Annotated in this window: 12 protein-coding genes; 7 read left to right on the top strand and 5 right to left on the bottom strand. The window is 60.1% G+C overall.

Going from position 1 to position 20,150, the window contains the following annotated elements:
• Window positions 1-35 precede the first annotated feature (35 nt).
• Together EN824_RS00600 and EN824_RS00595 are read left to right on the top strand one after the other, a co-directional pair.
• Window positions 36-3,320: an adenylate/guanylate cyclase domain-containing protein gene (locus tag EN824_RS00600; RefSeq protein WP_135931677.1), complete on the top strand. Its 3,285-nt coding sequence runs from the start codon at window positions 36-38 to the stop codon at window positions 3,318-3,320.
• Between the two features lie 19 nt (window positions 3,321-3,339).
• Window positions 3,340-4,020: a peroxiredoxin-like family protein gene (locus tag EN824_RS00595; RefSeq protein WP_127280547.1), complete on the top strand. Its 681-nt coding sequence runs from the start codon at window positions 3,340-3,342 to the stop codon at window positions 4,018-4,020.
• Between the two features lie 60 nt (window positions 4,021-4,080).
• On the opposite strand, the gene EN824_RS00590 is transcribed toward EN824_RS00595, so the two are convergent.
• Genes EN824_RS00590 through EN824_RS00575 form a run of 4 tightly spaced genes read right to left on the bottom strand, consistent with a single transcriptional unit; the run spans window position 4,081 to window position 9,600 of the window.
• On the bottom strand, window positions 4,081-5,151 hold the full coding sequence (locus tag EN824_RS00590; RefSeq protein WP_135882413.1) for an adenylate/guanylate cyclase domain-containing protein: 1,071 nt from the start codon (window positions 5,149-5,151) through the stop codon (window positions 4,081-4,083).
• A gap of 3 nt (window positions 5,152-5,154) precedes the next feature.
• Window positions 5,155-5,649, bottom strand: coding sequence for a Rab family GTPase (locus EN824_RS00585; protein WP_127279821.1), 495 nt, complete (start codon window positions 5,647-5,649; stop codon window positions 5,155-5,157).
• Between the two features lie 11 nt (window positions 5,650-5,660).
• The gene (locus EN824_RS00580) at window positions 5,661-8,720 is read right to left on the bottom strand and encodes an OmpA family protein (RefSeq protein WP_135867315.1); all 3,060 of its coding nucleotides are present in this window, start codon (window positions 8,718-8,720) and stop codon (window positions 5,661-5,663) included.
• A gap of 7 nt (window positions 8,721-8,727) precedes the next feature.
• The gene (locus EN824_RS00575; RefSeq protein ID WP_245464459.1) at window positions 8,728-9,600 is read right to left on the bottom strand and encodes a hypothetical protein; all 873 of its coding nucleotides are present in this window, start codon (window positions 9,598-9,600) and stop codon (window positions 8,728-8,730) included.
• A 649-nt stretch (window positions 9,601-10,249) separates the two neighbouring features.
• Between EN824_RS00575 and EN824_RS00570 the strand changes: the two genes are divergently transcribed.
• Complete coding sequence (locus tag EN824_RS00570) at window positions 10,250-13,162, top strand: trifunctional glycosyltransferase/class I SAM-dependent methyltransferase/polysaccharide deacetylase (RefSeq protein ID WP_135931676.1); 2,913 nt, start codon at window positions 10,250-10,252, stop codon at window positions 13,160-13,162.
• Window positions 13,163-13,470: 308 nt separating this feature from the next.
• Here the strand turns inward: EN824_RS00570 and EN824_RS35810 are convergent, their stop codons facing one another.
• Window positions 13,471-13,872 carry a helix-turn-helix domain-containing protein gene (locus tag EN824_RS35810; RefSeq protein ID WP_245464380.1) on the bottom strand — a complete coding sequence of 134 codons (402 nt, stop codon included), beginning with the start codon at window positions 13,870-13,872 and terminating at the stop codon, window positions 13,471-13,473.
• A gap of 897 nt (window positions 13,873-14,769) precedes the next feature.
• Here EN824_RS35810 and EN824_RS00555 point away from each other — a divergent pair.
• The 4 genes from EN824_RS00555 (at window position 14,770) to EN824_RS00540 (ending at window position 20,021) form a co-directional block, all read left to right on the top strand.
• Window positions 14,770-14,958, top strand: coding sequence for a hypothetical protein (locus EN824_RS00555; protein ID WP_127278545.1), 189 nt, complete (start codon window positions 14,770-14,772; stop codon window positions 14,956-14,958).
• 82 nt (window positions 14,959-15,040) lie between these two features.
• Window positions 15,041-16,597, top strand: a complete 1,557-nt coding sequence (locus tag EN824_RS00550; protein WP_245520920.1) for an arylsulfatase — start codon at window positions 15,041-15,043, stop codon at window positions 16,595-16,597.
• 121 nt (window positions 16,598-16,718) lie between these two features.
• Window positions 16,719-17,630, top strand: a complete 912-nt coding sequence (locus EN824_RS00545; RefSeq protein WP_135867413.1) for a formylglycine-generating enzyme family protein — start codon at window positions 16,719-16,721, stop codon at window positions 17,628-17,630.
• A gap of 168 nt (window positions 17,631-17,798) precedes the next feature.
• Window positions 17,799-20,021 carry a mechanosensitive ion channel family protein gene (locus EN824_RS00540; protein WP_135916378.1) on the top strand — a complete coding sequence of 741 codons (2,223 nt, stop codon included), beginning with the start codon at window positions 17,799-17,801 and terminating at the stop codon, window positions 20,019-20,021.
• Window positions 20,022-20,150: the final 129 nt, after the last annotated feature.

Genomic DNA, 20,150 nt, shown 5'->3' with positions numbered 1-20,150 from the left:
TCATGCCGTTACGGCCCCTAGTGAGGTCTTGTTCCATGGACTGCTCAGGCTGCGGTTTCGAGATTGAGGGCGGTTACGCCTTCTGTCCGAAGTGTGGCCGGCGCCAGCCCGTGTCATGTGCCAGTTGCGGCTATGTCTGCGCACCTGATTTCGAGTTCTGTCCGAAATGCGGGGCAAGCGTCGGTGCGTCCGCAAAATCCGTCGAACGGCCTGCTCCGACACCAAGCCGGACCTTTGTGCCACCTTCTCGAACTGCGGCGCCGAACATCGAAAGCGAAGAAGGGCCGCATTCTGTCTCTGACGCCGATCGCCGGACGGTCACGGTCCTGTTCGCCGACCTCTGCGGCTTCACGACACTCAGCGAGCAGCTCGACCCCGAGGTCATGCAAACGCTGCAGAACGAACTGTTCAAGGAATTGACGGCGGCCGTGCGAAACTTTGGTGGTTTCGTCGACAAATTCATCGGCGATGCACTGCTCGCCTTGTTCGGTGCGCCGGTCGCGCATGAGGACGATCCGGAACGTGCGCTTCGCGCCGCTCTCGACATGATCGCCCGGACGGCGCGGCTCGGCGAAAGCACCCCCTACTCCGGCTCGCCTCTCCTACTCCACATCGGCATAAACACTGGTCCGGTCGTTACTGGAGGATTGGGCATCGGCGCCGCCAAATCCTATTCGGTGACCGGCGACACGGTGAATACGGCGCAACGCCTGCAATCGCTGGCCGCACCCGGTGAGGTGCTGGTGGGCGAGCTCACGCACAGGCTGACCCGACATGCCTTCTCTTACGAGTCGATGGGTGATGTCGTGCTTCGCGGCAAGGCTGGCAGTGTTCTCGTCCATCGACTCGATGCACCGCTTGCGGCGCCGCGTGCGGCGCGTGGGCTCGAGGCGCTCGGCCTCAGTGCGCCGATAATAAGCCGTGATGCGGAACTCAACAGAATGCTGGCGAGCCTCGACCAGGCGTGCGGCGGCTCGGCCCAACTTGTCCGCCTCGTCGGAGAAGCCGGTATCGGGAAATCGCGGCTGGTGAGGGAGTTCGTCACCCGGGTCGGCGACGACGATCGTTTTCGCAACGTCGCCGTGCGACAGGCCACGTGCTCACCGCTGGGCGAACAATCATTTGGCGCCCTGGGCGCAGTGGTGCGCAGCGCTGCCGGGATGATGCAAAACGACAATGGGGACGAAATGCGGGGGAAGCTCGCAGCCTTGCTGACCGATCTCGGCCTGCGGGGCGACGAGGCGAAGCGGCTGATGCCTTTGCTCTATCATGTGCTCGGCCTTGGCGACCCCGATGCCACCTTGCAGCATGTCGAGCCCGAGCAGTTGCGGCGGCAAATTCTCTACGCGGTCCGCACAATCATCGAACGGCGGCTTGCGTTGTCGCCGCTGCTGATCGTCGTCGAAGACCTGCACTGGGCCGACGCCGTATCGCTCGAGGCACTGCGTTTCGTGATGGACAGGCTGGAGCGCACGCGGTTGATGCTGCTGGTCACGCATCGTCCGGCGCCGGACAATGATCAGCTCGACTCAAGCCGGGTCAGTCACACAGCGCTCAGGCTTTCGCCGCTCAGCAGCCATGACGGACGTAGCATGGTGGCAGCACTTTTCGGCGATAGCTGGGTAAACTCCGCGGGCGGGCTTCTCGACCAGATCCTTGAGCGCGCCGGCGGCAACCCGCTTTTTATCGAGGAGATCGTTCGCGGCCTTATCGATCGCGGTGTATTGATGCGCGAAGGCCAGCGATGGCGGACGGTGGCGGGCGAAGTCGCAACCGGCATTCCCGCCACCATCCAGGCAATGTTGCTTGCTCGTGTCGACCGGCTGCCCCAGGAGGTGCGCCGGTTGGCCCAGGAAGCCGCGGTAATCGGCCCGCGCTTCGATGCCACGCTTCTGAAAACCGTGACGGCCGATCCCGGCCGGCTGGAGGCCGGCTGCGAACTGCTTTGCGATGCGGAGATCATCGAAGAAGTTGCCGGATCAGGCTCGGTCTCGTCGCAAAGCTACCGCTTTACGCAAACATTGCTGCAGGACGTGATCTACCAGAACCTGCTCCTGCAACGCCGGACCGACATCCACGGCCGTGTCGGTGTCGCCCTGGAGCAACTGTGCGGCGACAAGCCCGAACGGCTCGAGGATTTGGCCGTGCTCGGTCATCATTTCGCACAGAGCGCCGAGCGGGAGAAGGGCGCGCATTACCTTCAGGCGGCGGGAGATCGCGCTCGCATGATATACGCCAATGACGACGCCCTTCGTTTCTACGACCGAGCCCTGACCGCGTTGGGCGCGACCGGGCAAACACCGCTCAAACTGGCAATTGCAGAGCGCATTGCCGATTTGAGCGGCCCGGCAGGCCGCCGCGAGATCGCGCACCGCCACTACGAGGCGGTGTTGCAGGCGTACCGCGGGTCAGCAGACCGCGTCGCGTCGGCGCGCGTTTTGCGCAAGATCGGTCGGCTGCTCTGGGACGTCGGCAAGCGGGACAAAGCGGAATCCCGCTATGCTGAAGCGGCGGCGCTCCTTGATGGAGCGGATGCGCCGATCGAGCAGGCGCATCTCTGGCAGGAACGCGGCCGGCAGGCATTCCGGAGCGGAGATCACGCTCTCGCGGCAAGATGGGCGGACGCGGCGCTCGATTGCGTACGCAGTCTGACAACGGAACAGGTCTCCGATGACGCCACCCTCGTGACCGCCGAGGCACTTAACACCAAGGCCGTTGCGCTGGCCCGCCTCGGCCGAAACCGTGAAGCCGTGGGTCAGGTTAAGCGCAGCATTGAATTGGCCGAGGCCGCCGGTCTGCTCGGCGCGGCGTGTCGCGGCTACACCAATCTCGGCGTGCTTTACACGACCATCGATCCGGCAAAGGCGATGGAGGTCTGCCGGCGCGGTCTGGAGGTGGCGCGCCGTATTGGCGATCAGGGTTTTCAGGCGCGCCTCCTCGCCAATCTGGCTGTCGCTTGTTGTACTTTCACGGATCGCTGTCCAACGGAGGGCGTGCCTGCTGCCGAGAAGGCCATCGAGATCGACCGGGCGCTCGACCAGCGCGAGCACCTGCCGGTGCCGTTGATCGTGCTTGGGCAGATCCACCAGTGCAACGGCCATCCGGAACTGGCGGTCGGCTTGTTCCACGAAGCACTGGACGTCGCCCGCGAAACGGGCGAACCCCAATTGCTGTTTCCGTGCTATGATGGTCTCGCAACGCTTAATCTCGACCTCGACAATCTGGCCGAGGCCGAACGCTACTTTTCCCTGGCGCAGGGTATATGCGCCCAGCACGGGCTCGACCCGGAAGCGCTTGTGGTGCTGCCTTTTCTCGACTAGCCGGGGTTGGAGGTTGGAAATGTCCGCGCCTAGCGACTTGGTGCCGCTTCAACCGGGCGACCGCGCGCCGAACGTGGTACTCGATGCCATTACCCAGGAAGGCAAGATCGCGCTCGACGACTTCCGCGGACAAAGACCGGTTCTGGTCGGCCTGTTTCGAGGTCTGCATTGTGCGTTTTGCCGGCGCCATATCGCCGCCCAGGCGCGGCTTGATCCGGAACTGCGCGAAAAGGGCGTGGAGAGCCTGACGGTGGTCAACACGCCGATCGAACGGGCGCGTCTCTATTTCCGCTACCATCCGATGCCGAATCTGCTGGCGGCCTCCGACCCGAAACGCGCTTCACATCGTGCTTTTGGACTGCCCAATCTCGAATTCACCCAAGACGAGACGAACTGGCCGTACAGGGTCTCGATGGCAGCGGCAAAGGATATGCGGGTCGACGTGCCAGGCGAGTTGCCCGGTCCTATGGATCCTTTTTCCGCCAGCGAAATCCTCAACAACAAGGACCATTACGAAGTCACCGAAGCCGACGAGCAGATGATGGCAACCGGACACGGACAACTGATCGGTCAGTTCCTGCTGGACAGGCAGGGGATCGTCCGCTGGAGCTTCACGGAGGTTCCAGAGGGTGGGCGTTACATGTTTGGGGCGCCAAACCCGCAGGAGCTGATGTCAGCCGTGTCCCAAGTCGCCCAATAGACTGTCGGAATATGGGCTTGAGATGCGTGGGCTCCAGGGGTCGGCATTGCTAAGCGGCAATCAGGCCGGGAGCCGCCACATTCGCACGCGGCCTGCACCACGCAATTCCGTTTCCTCGAGTGGGTCGCAAGCAAAATTTGGCCCAAGCATTTGGCGCGTTGCATCCGAAATGCGGATTTCATCGGGCTCCGCGGACGTTTGAATACGCGAGGCGAGATTAACGGTCTCGCCCCACAGGTCATAGGCGAACCGCCTCTTGCCTATGACGCCCGCGACGATTGGGCCTGAGTGAATTCCGATTCTGAGTCTCAGCGGTTCTCCTGCGAAGCGTTCGCGCCTAACCGCCTTGCGCAGCTCGAGTGCATAGCGTGTGAGGGCCTTTGCATGGTCGGATCGCGCGGTGGGCAGGCCGGCGACCACCATCACACAATCGCCGATTGTCTTGATCTTTTCGCAGCCATATCGTTCCGAGAGCCGATCCGCGGCCTTGAAGAAGTAATTTAAAATAGCGAGCGTCGTCACGGCTCCGACGCTCCGCGCTCGTTCCGTAAAACCGACTATGTCGGCAAAAAGCACACTCACTTCCGCGTGGTTGTCAGCAATTTTTTTGTGCGCTTTCAACCGCTCCGCGATCGACGCCGGAAGAATGTTGAGGAGCAGGGCTTCGGCGCGCTGGTATTCACGCGCCAATCCCTCCTGGCTCTTCCTCAATGCCTCGTTCGTCGATTGTAATTTCTCGTTGAGTTGACGCTCCCTCTCTTGCAGGAGTGTCATTTCATAAGCCTTTTGTTGAAGCCGCTGCCTATTGTCGCGTTCGGCAGTGGCGTCAAGAAAGAGCAGCCACACGCAGGCATCGTCAGCAAAAAAATGGAGGTCGGCGACACACCCGCTGGGCAGTTCGACCATGGCAATGTGAAACGGAAGCTCCGGGCAAGGCAGCAATCCTTCCATGAATTCAAGCTGCTCGGCAACAGGCTCGCCGATGCGAAGCGATGAGAGCCCGTAATGCTCAACATTGCCGCCCTTCGCAGCGACGCAAAGCTGAGTGTCGATTTTCAGATATGCGACAGAATGCCCGTTGTAGAAGAAATTGAAAATCCAGTTTCCAACCTCTTTCGGCAATCCATGCATGATCTATTTGGTGACCATTAAAGCAAGTTGACGAAATGCATCATCAACATGTTCACCAGAAAGCGCACTTGTTAGATAGATTTGCCATCCACGTTGCCTTAGTTCGTCAATCTCACTATCCGATATTGCCCACCGATCGGCCAGATCGGATTTGTTGAACAGCAATACAAACGGCATGGCGCCGAATTCGGCCTCGACCCGTTCGCGCAGCGTGAGCGCCACGGCAAGAGTGGCGGCGCGCGTTCCATCGACGACAAGCACAAGCCCGGTTGCACCTCGCACATAGCTGACGCGGAATGAGCCGATATCGTCTTCACCGGCTAAATCCCACAAAATCAGATCCACGGTTTTGTCCGGGAGCACGACATTCTTCTTGTCGATCTTCACGCCCACCGTGGTCAGGTAGGTTTCTGAAAAGATGCTCTGCACATACCTGCGCACCAGACTCGTCTTCCCGACAGAGAACCCGCCCAGCATGCAGATTTTCTTTTGCAACATCTTGGGCTCCACTAGTCCAGATTCACAGTAATCGAAACCCGGCGATTGGTGGAGCTCCCGGCCTGACTATTTTCAGGCACCAGCGGCTCAAAAGTGCCCGCGCCCCGAACCTGCAGCAGTTCCGGAGCGACGCCGCGCTTGTTGAGAAGCGCACGAACTGTCTCGGCGCGGGCGGCGCTGATCGACGCGTTGGCCGTCTCACGGCCCGTGGTGTCCGAATGGCCGGTCAACATGAACCGCGCTGTTACGCCTGACTTGCGGGCATTTTGGGCGAATTCCTTTATCTGATCCGCCAACCTGTCGAGAACCGGCAGCTGCTCCGGTCCCGGCACGACTTTGCCGGAAGAGAAGAAAATATCGGTCGTCTGGATGGCGTCTCTCAAAGAATTAAGTTCTGCAAGGTTCAGCTCACGCAGCTGCGAGACATCCAGAACCACTCCGTCCGCCGAAAGCTGTTCGGAGGCGGCTTGCGCCCGGCTGATCCAGCCGGCAGGAGCCTCACCCACGGCGACGATGCGACCCTGGATGATCGAAAGCTGAACCGATTTCGGCGGGGACAGCGACGCCGTCAGCCGCTTCACCACGAACTTCGGATCAAGGCTCTGATAGAATTGCCACTGTGAATGAACGCGGGCAGGATCAACCTGCGTTCCGGACAGCAGAGCTTGCGGGTCGGCGGCAAGCGGGTCTCTCAGGCCGGAAATGTAGAATTGTCCGCCGCTCGTCCGTTGTTGGGCGACGATGATTCCCGATTGGGCCTCAAGTCGCGCCACATAATACTGCCAATGCTCCGCCTCGCGCGCTTCGGGACTCACATCACGAACCTTGGAGATGTCGAATTCCGGTCCGCCTACCGAAAGCTGTCGGGCCGCTGCGCGCGCTCGATCTATCCAGGTATCGGGAGCCTCACCCTCGGCAACGATGCGATTCTCGACGATCGAAAACCGAACCGATTTCGGCGGATAGAGCGACGCCGTCAGCCGCTTCAACACGAACTCCGGTTCAAGGCTCTGATAGAATTGCCACTGCGAATGAACCAGTGCGGGATCGACCTCGGTTCCCGACAACAGCGACTGCGGGTCGGCGCCAAGCGGGTCTCTCAGGCCGGAAATGTAGAATTCGCCGTCGCGTATCCTTTGTTCGGCAACGATGATGCCCGGCTGGGTGCCCAGTCGCGACACGTAGGCCTGCCAGTGCTCCGCCGCGCGTTCTTCGGGGTCACGGACCCTGGAAATATCGAATACCGGCCCGCCTGCTGAAAGCTGCCGGGCGGCGGCCTGCGCCCGGTCGATCCAGGCGCCGGGAGCCTCGCCCTCGGCAACGATGCGATTCTCGACGATCGAAAGCTGAACCGATTTCGGCGGATAGAGCGACGCCGTCAGCCGCTTCAACACGAACTCCGGCTCAAGGCTCTGATAGGATTGCCACTGCGAATGAACGCGGGCGGGATCGACCTGCGTTCCGGACAGCAGCGACTGTGGGTCGGCGGCAAGCGGGTCTCTCAGGCCGGAAACGTAGAATTGGCCGTCGCGTATATTTTGCTCGGCAACGATGATGCCCGGCTCGGCCGCCAAGCGCGACACATAGGCTTGCCAGCGCTCCGCCGCGCGTGCTTCGGGGCTCACATCACGAACCTTGGAGATGTCGAATTCCGGTCCGCCTGCCGAAAGCCGTCGAGCCGCTGCGCGCGCCTGGTCGATCCAGGTGCCAGTGGCCTCGCCCTCGGCAACGATGCGATCATTGACCACCGAAAGCCGCACCGACTCTGGCGGCACCAGCGACGCCGTCAGCCGCTTCAACACGAACTGAGGCTCGAGACTCTCATAGAACTGCCACTGCGCATGCACGCGCGCGGGATCGACCTCGGTTCCCGACAACAGCGCTTGCGGGTCGGCGGCAAGCGGATCGCGGAGGCCGGCAATATAGAATTGGCCACCGCTTATATTTTGCTCGGCAACGATGATGCCTGGCTCGGCCACCAAGCGCGACACATAGGCCTGCCAGCGCTGCCCGGTTTGCCAGGAAAGAAAGAACCAGGCACCCCCCAGAATCAAAATCAGCGCAACCAGAGCCACCACCAGCCACGGAAATCCCTGGTTTGTATCCTCCTGCTTCAGCTCAACGCAGGTCTGCAGCTGCGCCTCTACGCCGAACAGCTGCGAGGTGTCCCCGTCAAACTGCTCTAAAGCCTCCGAGCTTTGGTCATGGATGCGAAGCAATACGTCGCGAAATATTTCATGCAGTCCCTCCGGCGGATTTCCCCGGATCACCGCAACCAGCGTCGCAAGCGGTCCGACTTCCGACCAGAGACGAAGCTCGCCAAAGCGGATCGTGTCCAGGCCGCTCTGTTCTTTCTCGTTGAATGAATCCTTCACAAAATCTTGAATTGCGCTGAGCATCGAGGAAATGAGCTGAGGATCCTCGCTGGTTGCGTTATCGGCCGTAACATGCGCTATCAAGAGCCCGGAATTGCGGTTGATGAGAAAAACATGCTCTACGCGATAGACGAGAGAATGCTTCAGAACGACTTCCGAGAAGCTGGCACCGGTTCTCCAAGCTTCCACTCTCCACTTGAGACCATGCCAAGTGAATATATGTCGTAGAGTTTCATTTAGCGACTGAAAGGTCTGGTCGATCTTTTCTCCGATCGACTTGCGAATTGCCGGCAGAAACACCGGATACAATATATCCGTCAGAGTACGCGGGCTCTTCTGGATCGAGCGTTGCACGGCCCGCTCGACGGCCGGTGCGAGGGCCTCGCCGAGTTGCGCATGCGGCGCTTGGGCGGCCGCACTGGGGAGAACGCCGCCCACCGCCGTCGCAAGCTGCGCCGGTTCGTCCAGCAGATCCGTGACGCGTGAGAGCTCCGAAATCTCGCGGCCGACCAGCAACTGGCGCAGCGCTTCCATGCGAGGGTCGGCGGTTGGAACCGACTCGAATTGCGCCCGATAGTCCGGATCGACGTTCCGGGCTATTTCGACCAAAAGCTTAGCGAGAGCCTCGCGATCAATCCCTGTATCGTTCGAAGCTGCTTTTTTTGGAAGGCTGATTGGGTCGACGGTTGACGTCAAGTTCCGATCAACTCACTTTCCAGCCACGCTCCGAGTTGGTCTTGCTGCCGACGGGATCCTGATTGAGACATTTTGCGACCTCGACAAACAGGCCGGCCAAAAGATTGCGGTCGGTCTTGACGTTGCTGAGATCGGAAAACACCTTCTCTATCAGCATCTGAACGCTTTCGATCCTTTGCTTGATTTCCTCACGCAGCAAATGATCGTTTCGATTGATCCGGTCTGCAACATCGCGCTCGAGCTCGCTGACTTGATCCGACAATGCGCGCACCTGCTTTTCAAGTGCCTGATTTTGCTCGCGAAGATTCCGGTCGATCTCCTTGTCGCCCTCGGCTCGCGCATCTTTTTCGTTCCGCAATTGCGTCGCGAGCGAATCGACCTGCTTCTTCGCATTTGATTCGTACATTTCAAGATTGCGCTTGGCCTCGGATTCAACATCCTTGAAGCGCTGCAAGACCCGTTCTTCAAGCTTGGAAAAGCGGCGATCGTAGTCCTGCATCTGGTTGCCGAACAGCAGATCCCGTATCTTGTCGACACCTACAGCGTCGCCCGGGGCTCCGCTCTCGCGAGCTTGGCCCGCCATGAAGCTCAGTCCATTTCCCTCTGCATTACCGATCAGATTTGCGTCCGCTTTATTTGCTGAAGACGCGGTACTCGAAGATTCCTTAGCCATCACTATGCCCCAATTGCCAGTGGAAAACCCGGAAACGGGGATTATGTCAGACAAATACCCGGCCCACAAGCCGAAATCCTCTTTGGCTCGAGCCGATTCGCGCGCCTCTTGTTCGATCTCTGAACTAGCAACAGCTGCGCAATCTTCGATGATTTCGCTCTTGTATTTCTTTGATAGCTGAAGCAGTCGGCAAATCCAATTGATCATTCACTGAAACGTACTATCGAAAGCACGTCTAAAATCTATATATACTTTGAATGGAATAAATTATGATTTTTCATTAGATTAATTGCAATCCGCTGATCTAGATGTGCAGATACTTTCTGGCATCGGCCCGCATACTGTAACCGTCACCTTCCAACGCGGACCCAACGCTAGAAGGAAGGTCTTCTCTAGGACAGAGAATGGCTGTTCGAGAATCCAGGTTGAACGGCTGTTATTGCCGCAAGGCGGCCTGCGGCCATTACATTAGCGATGTCTACTTTTAATGAATCGACAGGACCTTGGAAAGGACTGCCATGCGGCGCCCGTCTCAGGACAACCCGTCTGCAAGCCAGGTCAGGCTTGATTTTCAGCGGAATGCCGCGGGGCTAGATGACCCTCCCGGAGCGGTGAACGAATGTGCGAGCGGAAATGCGCCGGCGCACCGACCTCAGATCTAAGCCGTCGGGCATGAGCGCTTGCCATTCAAGCATGTCTTCAAGTCTTCCTGCTGCCTCTAATGCCCCCCGATCTTGACAGAGCAGTGCTGCCGTCCGATGCCGTATCTCCCGGCGAAAGAAAGCGAAACTCGATGATCCAGGACAAAGCTACCGTAAGCGTTGTGGTACCGACGTCCAGGCGCGGGTAAGATCGCGTGGCGCATAATCCATTGGTTTCAGTCGTAATTCCTGCGCACAACACGGAGGCAACGCTGGCGCGCGCGCTCGATTGCCTTCTCGAGCAGGAGGTCTTGGACTGGGAGGCGATCATCGTCGACGACGCCTCCACGGACAGCACCCCCGCGATCATCGCCGGTTATGTGGAACGAGATGCCCGATTTCGGACGTTGAGTTCTTGCGCGCATAGCCCCGCCGGCGCGCGTAATGACGGGATTTCGACAGCGCGCGGCCAGTGGCTGATGTTCCTGGATGCCGACGACTGGGTGGATGCCAGCTTCCTTGCGAAAATCCTGGCCGCACTGAAAACCGCTCCCGATGCAGTGGTCGCCTATTGCGGTTCACGGCGCGTGATGCCCGATGGAGCATTCACCCCCTCGAGCATCGCCCCCGAAGTCGCGATCCAGCCCTTCGAAACGTTCTCCCGCCGATGTGCCATCGCCACTCACGCGGTGCTGGTCGACCGGGAAACAATCGTCGAGTTGGGCGGTTTCGATGCGTCGCTGCGTACCTGCGAAGACTGGGATCTATGGCAGCGCGTCGCACGCCTCGGCAAAAATTGGGTGATGGTCGACGAGCCGCTCGCTTTCCATCGGGCCAGCCCCAACGCGCTCAGCCGCAATTCGACGCAGATGCTGGCGGATGCGGGAATCGTGATCGCCCGCGGCTTTTCTCCTGATCCCAGGGTCAAACGCCCAGGATTAGCTCACGCCAATGGAGCGACCGAGGCGACCGGGCGAACCGCTTCGGAAGCACTCGCGTGGTTCGCGTTGTGGAACGCTGCATCGGATTGCGGCAGCGGCGGCAGTTCGATCAATCCGCAATCCCTGCGCGCGCTCCCGGCAGGACGTAAATGGGCGCGTGAGATCGCCAAGGTAGCCTTCGATGGCCTGATGGTGGGAAGCCTGTCGGTGCCAGCGCATTTGGCTGCCCGGTGGGACAGGTTTGGCGGCGCCCTGACCGCGTTGATCATCGAACTCGGCAAGGTCTGGGGCGATCCGGTCGCGGCTCGTCGCGTCCAGTATCATCTCGAGCAAATGCTTCTCGATGCCGACGATCTTGCCGCACCTCGCAGGCTGGCGCGGACACTCGGAATTCGCGTCGACGCTCGAAATCCAACCTCAACCGAGCTTCCGGAAGGAATCGATCAAATCTATGCCTACCTGATGATGGATGGCCGGATCGAAGCTGTCGTTCAGTTCGGCGTGCTCGGGAACGTGACAAGGCGTCATTGGATTGAACTCATCCTGAATTTGGCACCGCAAAAGGACGACGGTGCCGACACGTCAGAGACGCTTGCAGCCGAGGCACTGTCGACCACGGCGGAACGCCGGCCTGATCCGGACAGTCACTTCGGCAAACTCGCGCGATTGGCCTCGGAAGCGCGGGAACTGGTTCTGTCGAGCGCCGAAGCCACGCAGCCCCTTCCGGCGCCGCGCCGTTCACCGGCCTCGGATGGACACGACAAGGATCGTACGGCGTTCTGGAACAGCTATTTTGCGACAGAGGATCCCTGGAACTACACCTCGACCTACGAGCAGGAAAAATATGAGCGGCAGCTCGAAATTCTGCCTGCCGGCCCCATTGGACAGGCGCTTGAGCTGGCCTGCGCAGAGGGCCATTTCACGCGGCAGCTGGCGCCGCGAGTGGGTCATTTGACTGCAACTGATATCTCCGCGATAGCGGTTGAGCGGGCGCGCGCGCGATGCAGCGATCAACCGAATGTTGAATTCGGCGTACTGGATTTCATGGCGGACACGCTCCCGGGCGAGATGGATCTGATCTTCTGTTCGGAAGTGCTCTACTATCTCGATGATCTGGCCGAGTTGCAGCGCTTCACCAAAAAAGTCGCCGAGGCGTTGGCGCCTGGCGGCAGTTTCATCAGCGCACACGCATTCGTGCTTCGGGACAATCCCGAAAGGACGGGCTTCGACTGGAACACATTCGGTGGCCAAACGATCTCGGAGACGTTGACGGCGACAGAAGGCCTCGTCCTCGAGCAATCGATCCAGACCGAACTCTATCGCATAGATCGCTTCCGCCGCCTGTCACCGGGCCACATGGCGACGGAGCCGGTGATTGATCATGTGCCGGTCCGCGCATCCATCGGAATCGGGGTCGCGCGAAATATCGTCTGGGGCGGAGCGCGGGCCTTGCGCCGCGACGTCGCGCGTAGCGAGCGGCGGCAGCGTATCCCTGTCCTCATGTATCACGGCGTCGCCGATGAAGGTCCAGCCGCGCTCGCCCGTTTCCGGCTCACGCCCGCCGCATTCGCTGGCCAGATGGCATGGTTGCGGGCCAACGGCTTTCACGCGGTCATGTCCGAGCAACTGGAATGGTCCATCGCCAACCGTCAGCCTTTCGCTGGCCGCCCGGTGCTCATCACCTTCGATGACGGCTTTCAGAACTTTGCCGACCATGCCTGGCCGATCTTGCGCGCGCACGACCTGACCGCGGAAGTGTTCCTGGTGACGGACCTGGTGGGTGAAAGTGCAAAGTGGGACGCCGTCAGCGGTCCGCCGACGCGGCTTATGGACGCCGGAACGGTGCGACGTCTCGCTGCCGAAGGTGCATTCTTCGGAAGCCATCTGGCGACGCATCGCGCCATCGATGGTCTGTCGAGCTCTGACCTTGCGGCCGAGCTCCTGCGCTCTCGGATGTTCGTCGAACGGTGGACCAGTCGGCCAACCTCGGCGTTCGCGGCCCCCTTCTCCGTCACCGACCGGCGGCTTGGCAGGCTGGCCAGGGAGTGCGGCTATCGGATTGGCTTCGGCGGCAGACACGGGCCGGCGGACCTTGACAGCGATCCCATCGACCTTCCGCGCATCGAGATTCGTGGGGATCGCTCGCTCGACGACTTTGTTGCCACCGTCGAGGCCGTGCTCAATTGAACGGCGAACTTTGTCGGTGTCATTATTTCCGCTCACAGTGCGCAAGAGCGACGAGACGCTTCGCACCAGTATCGCACATGCCGCCCTAAGGCCCGAGACAGACGAAGGATTTCCATCCATTCGCATCGGGGCAGGATTTTGGTAAGCTGTCGCATCGCAACCGGGTGGAGCTGTCGTTCCTGTGGTCGACGATCGTCTTCTCGAACGCAAGATGACCGAGATCGAGCAAGCGCGAGCTTGGAGCCCGCGCGTTATGTCAAAATTCGAAATGCTTATCAGGAGCGGCGACGACCGCGCGCTGTATCGGGTCAATCCTCTGGCCTTCGCCCGCGAAGCAGTGTTTCTCTGGGGGACTCGCCGAAGAGCTGGCGATAGTTCGCTGCGAAGCGGCCAAGATGGGTGAGCCCAACCTCCATCGCGATGCTTGTGACACTCGAGCCTCTTGCTCCCCGGGCGGTGAGCAGTCGCCTGGCTTCATTGAGACGGAGCGCCCTGATGAATTCCAGCGGGCTTAGAGCAAAGGTGGTGCGAAAGGCGTACTCCAATTGACGGCGGCTGACGCCGATTTCCTTACACAACCGGATGATGGGGATGTCTTCGCGGATATGGGCGCGAATGAAAGCCTCGGCCGCCCATGCCTGCCTGAGATGACGGCTGGAGGACCGATCCAATCCTGCGTTGCTAGGCGCGCCAGCGAAGGCGTCAGCCATGCCTCGCAAATATTCCATCAACGCGATCGGAGTATGCTCCGGCAGAGCTGCACCGCTTGCGGCTGCTTCGAAGCGATCTGCCATCGCCTCCATTTGGCTTCGAAACATTTTCGCATCGGTGGTGGTGAGCTGAACGGCGTTTGGGTGGTCTGCAGCCCTAGCCAAGATCGTGCCAGCGGAAAGTGCCTGGATCTCTACCCAGATCGACATCGGGACAACGGCGCCTGTATAACTAAGGCCGGGCTGGACCGTTGCTGTTACGCTCGTGCCGGCGGGGATTGTCACGATCATGTCGTCTTTGAGCGGAATGCCGCAGATCGTTGAGTCCCGGGCCTGCTCTATGGCCACTATCGCCACGGAACCTGGGGCAAAGCCGCCGCTGGCGCGGAAGGCGCAGTTGAATTCGGCCAGATCGAGCGCCCACTTGCCGTGGGACCGGATTTGCCGGAGTCGCGACGGCAGTTGCCCTGGCGAAAGCCTGTCGACCTTCACAGGCAGCCCAGAGGCGGCATCGCCGAGCCCGCCTGGGCCGAGCTGTACGTCCCTGTGCGAAGGCGATGAAGGCCAGGTGCTCAAAAATACGTCCTTTGCGCAAAGTGGATAGCAGGATGATTGTATTAGCTGTAACTTAAATGCAAATTGCGCGAGATCAATCGGCGCAAAGTATCGCCGACTCACGGCCAATGGGGACTGTGGACGAAATAGATCTCTGGGTCAGCCGGATGCGCCGAGAACATCGAGCGCCTTTGCCATGATTATCGTGTGGCGCCGAGACCGGAAGGGCGTATTGCACAGGGTGTTGGTGTGTTAATCTGTCACGTTCCGCTGCATCGCGGCCGAATTGATCTAGCGCAAAGCGAGACTTCATCCAGTCTAAGATGCTGCATCGAATATGACTTGGTCGATGAAGCCGTCTCTTCGTCGCGATTGACGGTCTACGAGGAAGAGAAATGGGGGCTATCAAGAACAGGCTTTGTCGGTTATCGGGCCGTGCACGACAACTATAGCGACGATGGCTTCGTGAACAAACTCACTCAGCAGGGGCCGATGTTGGGGTTCACCTATCAATTCGCGGTCGCCCAATAGAGGATTGTTGTGAAGTGGCTGCGTCATGGCGGCCGTGAAGCAGAACGTGGTCCTGAAGCGTCGGCCTTCAGAGTGAGTGACGATGATATCTCAAAAGCATTTACCCCTAAGGGGAGAAGGGTGGGAGAGTATGAGTATCGATCGAGACTTCCCGGCTGAAGCCGGCACAACCAACAGAATAACGCGGCGCGATGCATTGATGGCCGGCACGGCGGCTGCCGTTTCGCGCTTTGCGGTTCCAGCCGGTCTATCAGGCGCGCTTGCCGGCCTTGCCGGTGTTCAGCCCGCGGCGGCTCAAGGGACACCTCCCAACATCGTCTACATCATCTCCGACGACCAGGGCTGGAAGGACGTTGGCTTCCACGGCTCGGACATCAAGACGCCAAACATCGACAAGCTGGCTGCCGAGGGCGCGCGGTTGGAACAGTTCTATGCCCAGCCGATGTGCACGCCCACCCGGGCGGCGCTGATGACGGGACGCTATCCGTTGCGCTATGGGCTGCAGATGGGTGTTATCCCGTCAGGCGGCGGCTACGGCCTAGCCACGGACGAATACATCTTGCCTCAGATGCTCAAGGACGCCGGCTACAAGACGGCGATGGTGGGCAAGTGGCATCTGGGTCACGCGAAGGCCGAATACTGGCCGCGCCAGCGGGGATTCGATTCGTTCTACGGCGCCCTGGTTGGCGAAATCGATCACTTCAAGCACGCTTCCCATGGCGTGATGGACTGGTATCGCAATAACAAGCCGCTAAAGGAGCCCGGATACGATAACACCCTGTTCGGCACGGAAGCCGCCAAGGTGATCGAAAAGCATGACGGGAAGGCGCCGTTATTCTTGTACCTGGCATTCACCGCGCCGCATTCGCCTTATCAGGCACCCGAAGAACATATCAAAAGATATGCTCATGTTGCCGACGACCAGCGCCGGCTCTACTCCGCCATGGTTTCCGCCATGGACGACGAGATCGGCCGGGTCGTTGCCGAGCTCGAGAAGAAGAAAATGCGCGACAATACGATCATCCTCTTCCAGAGCGACAATGGCGGTGTCCGAGATGCAATGTTTGCGGGTGAATCGAAGGTCGGCAACAGCCTACCGGCCGACAATGGGCCGTACCGCAGCGGCAAGGGCACGCTTTACGAGGGCGGCACCCGCGTCTGCGGCCTGGTGAACTGGCCGGGCAAGGTGAAGGCTGGCGACGTGAACGGCCTGATACATGTCACTGATATCTATCCGACACTTGCCGGACTTGCCGGGGCAAAACCGACCAAGAACAAGCCGCTCGATGGCATGGATGTTTGGGAAACGATTAGCGAAGCCAAGCCCTCGCCCCGCACCGAGATGGTCTACAATGTCGACCCGACCGGCGGCGCAATCCGCCAAGGCGATACGAAGCTCGTATGGGCAGCCGGTGTGTTGGAGCGGGTCGAACTGTTCGATCTTGCAGCCGACAAATCCGAAAAGACCAATCTGGCCGACAAGAATCCTGACAAGGTCAAGGAATTGAAAGGAAAAATCGTGGATCTCGCCAAGCAAATGGCGCCGCCGCTGTTGATAGGAGAGGCGATCAAGCTGACCTTCGGCGCACCGCCCATTTCGGCTGATCCAGCCACGGCGTTCAATGAGCTTGGAGACTAAACGCGCAGGATCGAAGTCCGTAGCTGCCAAAACCATGGACGATGTCGCCACGGCTGTGCCACCTGGAGGGGATCTGGAGTCCGTACGCTCCGTTCCCGGGCGCAGCCCGCCATTTCCAAATATGGTGTGGGTGCCAGGCGGCGAATTCCTGATGGGCTCGAACAGCCACTATCCCGAGGAGGCGCCCGCGCACCGCGTCATGGTCGCCGGCTTCTGGATGGATCGCACGACCGTCACGAATGACGAGTTCAGGCGCTTTGTCGAGGCCAGCGGTTACGTTACGCTGGCCGAGCGTCCGGCAAATGCTGCGGACTATCCTGCGGCGGGCGCCGAGTCATTGGCGCCGGCTTCAGCGTTGTTTGTCAGGCCCACGCGCGGCATCGATCGCAGCAATCACTACAACTGGTGGGCCTACGTGCGCGGAGCGAATTGGCGGCATCCGCGCGGCCCGGCCAGCACCCTCAAGGGCCTTGAAACCCATCCAGTCGTCCATATCGCATACGAGGATGCGCAAGCCTATGCGGACTGGGCGGGAAAGGCGCTGCCGACCGAGGCCGAATGGGAGTTTGCCGCGCGCGGCGGACTGAACGGCTCGGAGTTCGTATGGGGCGACGAACTAACCCCGGGTGGCCAGCATATGGCCAACACGTACCAGGGTGAATTTCCATACCGAAATAGCTGCGAGGACGGCTACGAATGGACCGCGCCCGTTGGCTCGTTTCCGGCAAACGGCTATGGGCTCCACGATATGGCCGGCAACGTTTGGCAGTGGACCGCGGACTGGTATCAGGAGCACCGCCGGATCGAGAGCCCATGCTGCACGATGACCAATCCGCGCGGCGGTGAGCGCGAGGCGAGCTATGATCCGCTGACGCCCGATATCACGATCCCACGCAAGGTCACCAAGGGTGGGTCTTTCTTGTGCGCTCCGAGCTATTGCCGGCGTTACCGACCGGCCGCTCGCATGGCGCAGCCCGTGGATACATCCACTTGCCACCTTGGGTTTCGCTGCATCGCTCGCCCGGAACGGTGACGTCTTGCACAGCAACATCGGTTTCTTCAAGGTAGGGGCAACGGCGGGCATAGATGTCGTTGCTTGCCGATTCTATCGGAAGGTCACAGCACGATGCCACTCATGATTCGACGATTGGGAGCCTGGTATCTGGCACGCGCGGCGCGACGTCTCGGAGATTTGACTGCGATGTTCGTCCTGATTGCCAGGCCGCTCGTCTTTGGCATCGCCCTCTTGCTGGCTGGTCAGGCAGAGGCGCAGGCGCCGGCGACCGTGCCGCCTGAAAGGGTCAAGCAGCTGTTCGAGCTTCTCGACGATCCGTCCGTGAAGGCCTGGGTGGTCGAGCAGCGAAAACAGGACGCCGGGCCAACCGAAGCGCCTGCCAAGGCTGGAGCTTCGCCGGCCGACGCATCGTCCGATGCCGTGGCCGCACCAGGCCAGATGAATACGATGGCATCCTCGACGCTCGATCGGATCAAGCATCATATCGAAAGAATCGTACAGACTTTGCCCTTGCTGCCGGGCCAGTTCGCGCACGTTCGGGCAAAGACCATGGAGGATATGTCCGGCAAGAGGCCTGCAGGCGTATTTCTGCTGATTGCGCTGTTCATCGCAGCCGGCCTGGCGCTCACTTGGGCAACGTACAAGTTGACCCGCCCATTCCGCCTTTGGATTATCGCGCAACCGAAGAATACACCCATGGGGCGAGCCAAGAAGATTGGTGGCCGCCTGCTTTATTCCAGCCTGCTGATCGTCTCGTTCGCACTGGGCAGCGCCGGCGCATTCATGTTGTTCGACTGGCCGATGCTCATCCGCGAGATTGTACTGACATTCCTGATTGCGGCGGTCGTTACATGGGGTGTGCGCATGTACGTCATGGCCACGCTCGTCCCTTCCTTCATGAAGGTCGAGAGCGCCGTCGAGGTTCGTGCTTTGCCGGTCCCCAACGAAGCGGCTGACCATTGGTCCTATTGGCTACCCCGGATCGTCGGCGTCTTCGCCTTCTTCGGCGCCGCGTTCCACCTCTTGCCGGGTCTCGGCATCGATCCGGACGGAATGATGGTCCTGTCGCTGGGCGCCGATTTCGTCCTGCTGTTGCTCTTTCTGTTTGCCGTTTGGCGCCGGCCAAGGAAGCGAGACGGGGCGCCCCAAAGCGGTCACACGGGAGCGACATGGCTATTGACTGCTTATTTCGTCGTTCTGTTCCTGGAGCGCATTGCCGGCTTTAACATAATCTTCTGGTTTACCTTGGCCGCATTCTTCCTGCCTTTGGCAATCGTGCTGACGCAGCGCGGGGTTAATTTCGTGCTGCGGCCGGGTTCGGAAGAGGCCGGCCGGCCGACGATCCCGGCGGTGACGATCGCTGTCATCGATCGCGGTATCAGGATGATTTTCATCCTGGCGGCGGCTTACCTTCTCGCGCGTGTCTGGGGCCTGGACATGCAGTCCATGCAGGGCAGCGATACGATGACGACGTTCATATTGCGCGGCTTGATCAATGTCGTGGTCATTGCCCTTGCAGCCGATTTCGGCTGGTCGATCATCAAGGCTTTGATCGAACGAAAGCTGGGCATCGAAGTACCGCACCCCGTGGCCAGCGAGGAGGAAGGCCCGATCCTCGATCCGCAGCAGGCGCGACTGCACACGCTGTTGCCGATCCTCCAGAACATTCTGCTCGCATCGATCATCGTGATGGCGGTGCTGATGATGCTCTCCTCGCTGGGTATCCAGATCGGCCCGCTGATCGCCGGCGCTGGCGTTGTCGGCGTTGCGGTGGGTTTTGGGGCGCAGACCGTCGTCAAGGACATTATTTCGGGCGTGTTCTTTCTGCTCGATGATGCGTTTCGTGTCGGCGAATATATTTCCTCGGGCAATTACAAGGGTACCGTGGAGAGCTTTTCGCTGCGCTCGGTGAAGCTGCGCCACCATCGCGGTCCGCTGTTCACGATACCTTTCGGTGAACTCGGGGCAGTCCAGAACCAGAGCCGTGACTGGGTTATCGACAAATTCAACATCACCGTTGGCTATGACACCGATATCGACTTCGCTCGCAAGCTGATCAAGCGGATCGGCCTCGAACTGGCGGAAGATCCCGAGTTCAAAAACTGGGTGCTCGACCCGATCAAGATGCAAGGCGTGCAGGAGTTCGGTGAGTACGGCATCGTATTGAGAGTCAAGGCCATGACCAGACCGGGAGGCGCCTTCGGTATGAAACGCAAATTCTATGTGCGGCTGCGCCAGGTCTTCAAGGAGCAGGGCATCGAACTCCCATTCCCGACCGTTCACGTCGAGGGGCTACAGACACCACATGAGGCACAGAATGCGCCGTTGGAGATCACACCCGCGTTAAAAATGGCCGCCGCGCAATCGCACACTATTCGTCGCAGAAAAAAAGCTGGCGCAACGGAATAGGAAAGAGCGCCATCACCGGGCCGACTGGAACGGAAACCTATTAGGGTCGAGTTCGGAACACTGGGCAAATCCGTGGGCCACGCCGGCGCTCTGCGCATAACGCGGCTGTTGAGGCTGGATTCTCCAGCC

The sequence above is a fragment of the Mesorhizobium sp. M8A.F.Ca.ET.181.01.1.1 genome, from assembly GCF_004792025.1.
Lineage (GTDB): Bacteria > Pseudomonadota > Alphaproteobacteria > Rhizobiales > Rhizobiaceae > Mesorhizobium.
The sequence above is the reverse complement of the archived record's forward strand: the minus strand, read 5'-3'. Positions and strand labels throughout refer to the sequence as shown.

Coding starts and splice junctions, on each gene's coding strand:
- EN824_RS00590 (WP_135882413.1), bottom strand. CDS start 5,151: ATGCATGGATTGCCGAAAGAGGTTGGAAACTGGATTTTCAATTTCTTC.
- EN824_RS00550 (WP_245520920.1), top strand. CDS start 15,041: ATGATATCTCAAAAGCATTTACCCCTAAGGGGAGAAGGGTGGGAGAGT.
- EN824_RS00595 (WP_127280547.1), top strand. CDS start 3,340: ATGTCCGCGCCTAGCGACTTGGTGCCGCTTCAACCGGGCGACCGCGCG.
- EN824_RS00540 (WP_135916378.1), top strand. CDS start 17,799: ATGTTCGTCCTGATTGCCAGGCCGCTCGTCTTTGGCATCGCCCTCTTG.
- EN824_RS35810 (WP_245464380.1), bottom strand. CDS start 13,872: ATGGCTGACGCCTTCGCTGGCGCGCCTAGCAACGCAGGATTGGATCGG.
- EN824_RS00600 (WP_135931677.1), top strand. CDS start 36: ATGGACTGCTCAGGCTGCGGTTTCGAGATTGAGGGCGGTTACGCCTTC.
- EN824_RS00545 (WP_135867413.1), top strand. CDS start 16,719: ATGGTGTGGGTGCCAGGCGGCGAATTCCTGATGGGCTCGAACAGCCAC.
- EN824_RS00585 (WP_127279821.1), bottom strand. CDS start 5,649: ATGTTGCAAAAGAAAATCTGCATGCTGGGCGGGTTCTCTGTCGGGAAG.
- EN824_RS00575 (WP_245464459.1), bottom strand. CDS start 9,600: ATGATCAATTGGATTTGCCGACTGCTTCAGCTATCAAAGAAATACAAG.